The organism is Dietzia sp. DQ12-76, from assembly GCF_014145045.1.
GTDB lineage: Bacteria > Actinomycetota > Actinomycetes > Mycobacteriales > Mycobacteriaceae > Dietzia.
Window position 1 is genome coordinate 1 of sequence record NZ_JAALDV010000467.1, and the last position, 2,101, is coordinate 2,101.

2 protein-coding genes are annotated in these 2,101 nt (G+C 72.1%); both read right to left on the reverse strand.

The genetic code is table 11. The features are described from left to right. Positions 1–31: 31 nt before the first annotated feature. A complete protein-coding gene (locus tag G6019_RS14820) occupies positions 32–580 on the reverse strand; it encodes a YbjN domain-containing protein (RefSeq protein WP_182612888.1) in 549 nt (182 codons plus the stop codon). A 122-nt stretch (positions 581–702) separates the two neighbouring features. Beyond that, positions 703–2,013 (reverse strand): D-inositol-3-phosphate glycosyltransferase, encoded by a 1,311-nt coding sequence (mshA, locus tag G6019_RS14825; RefSeq protein WP_309230279.1) that lies wholly within the window; start codon positions 2,011–2,013, stop codon positions 703–705. Between the last annotated feature and the right edge of the window lie 88 nt (positions 2,014–2,101).

Below are 2,101 nucleotides of genomic sequence, written 5' to 3' on the forward strand. Positions count from 1 at the left end.
GGCCGGCGGGCCGCGGCGTGCGCCCGGGTCGTCAGCCGTGACCCGGCTGCGGCAGATCCGCGGTGAGGTGACGGAACGCGTGGAGATTGCGCAGCGGCTCACCGCGCGAGACGCGCCACTCCCACTCCCGGCGGATCGAGGTGTGGAACCCGATCTCGAGCAGGATGTTGAAGTCGTGATCCGCGGCCTCGAGCACCTGGCCCAGCACGCGGTCGAGCTCCTCCTCGGTCACCGCCACGAGCGGCATCCGGCCCACCAGATAGATGTCACCGTTGTTGTCCAGCGTGTACGCCACCTGGTACAGGCGCCGGTTGCGTCGCAGCAGGTACTTGTAGACCTTCTCGAAGTCCTCGTCGGGCTTGCGGCAGACGAACGCCTCGATCCGCACGCTCTCCCGGTTCACCGTCAGGTGGCAGGCGGTCTTGAGGCGCTTCTCCCCCGGCAGCTGCACCACGAAGACCCGGCCGTCGGCCAACGTCGACTCGATGTCCCGCTCCACGAGGAAGTCGCGGATCAACTCCAGGGTCGGGCCGTCGACCTCGTCGGCGCCGCGAGGCGCAGCCCCGCTGCCCTCGTCCATGCGCTTGTTCTCGGTGGGGTCGATCATCGTGGCTCCTTCGGTTCGACTCCCCTGTACTCGTGAGCGGTTCGTCGCGGGGGGAGGTTCGGACGGGGCGCTCCACCGGCGGGCGCCCCGGGGTGTCAGGAGGCGGTGGCCGCCTCTCGCCGGGCCCGGTGAGCGGCCACCGTGCCCGCGTACGAGGCGAGAAGTCCATCGGCGGTGGAATCCCAGGAGAACCGGGAGGCGTGAACCGGGGCGGCCCGCGACATGGACAGGCGGCGCTCGTCGTCGTCGAGCAGTCCCACCAACGTGGCCGCCCACTCGCGCGGGTCGTGACCGACCACGGTGATCCCCGTGCGGCCGTGATCGACCGCCGTGGGCAGACCGCCCACAGCCGCCGCCACCACCGGCGTCCCGCAGGCCTGCGCCTCCAGTGCCACGAGGCCGAAAGACTCCGAATACGACGGCACGGCCACCACGTCGGCGGCGCGGTACACGTCCACGAGTTCCGCGGGTGGCCGCGGCGCGAGGAAACTCACCCGGTCGGCCACGCCCAGCTCGTCGGCCAGGTCCATGAGTGAACGGGGGCGCTCCAGCCCCGACCCGCTGGGCCCGCCCACCACCATCAGACGCACGTCCCGGTGCGGCTGCTCCCGCACGATCTCGGCCAGTGCACGGACGATCACATCGGGGGCCTTGAGCGGCTGGATCCGGCCGACGAACGCGATCACCTCGGACCGCTGCCCCAGCCCCAACGCCCGGCGGGCCCGCTCTGTGCCGCGCTGCGTCCCGGGGGTGTACTGCTCGAGGTCGGCGCCCGGGGGCACCACGTCGATGTGGGCGGGGTCGGCGTCGTAGTAGCCCACGAGTTCGTCGCGCTCGCCGGTGGTGTTGACCACGAGGCGGTGCGCGGAGTCCACGATCTGCTGCTCGCCGATGCGCCGGGACTCAGGCTCCGGGACGTCACCGTCGGCGAGGACCGCGTTCTTCACCTCCGCCAGGGTGTGCGCCGTGTGCACCAGGGGCACGCCCCAGTGCTCGGAGGCCACCAGACCGGCCTGCCCGGACAGCCAGTAGTGGGAGTGGATGAGGTCGTAGTGCCCGGGTGCATGACCGGCCTCCGCCCGCATCACACCGGCCACGAATGGGCAGAGCTGCGTGGGCAGGTCCTCCTTGCACAGGCCCTCGAACGGCCCCGCCACGATGTTGCGCACCAGCACGCCGTCGCCGGCCTGCTCGACCGGCGGCTGCGAGGAATGGGTGGCGCGGGTGAAGACCTCGACCTCCACGCCCCGGCGGGCCAGCCGACGGGCGGTCTGCAGAACGTACACGTTGAGCCCGCCCGCGTCGCCCGTTCCCGGCTGCGCCAACGGCGAGGTGTGGAACGACAGGACGGCGATGCGCCTCGGGAGGGGGGCCTCGGCGCCGGTGCGGAGATCGGAGACGGTCACCTCACCGATTGTGCCCGCGACGACAACGCGGCGCACTCCGGCGCGAGAGGGCCCGCCCGTCGCCCCGGCGCGGATCCGCGGCTACAGC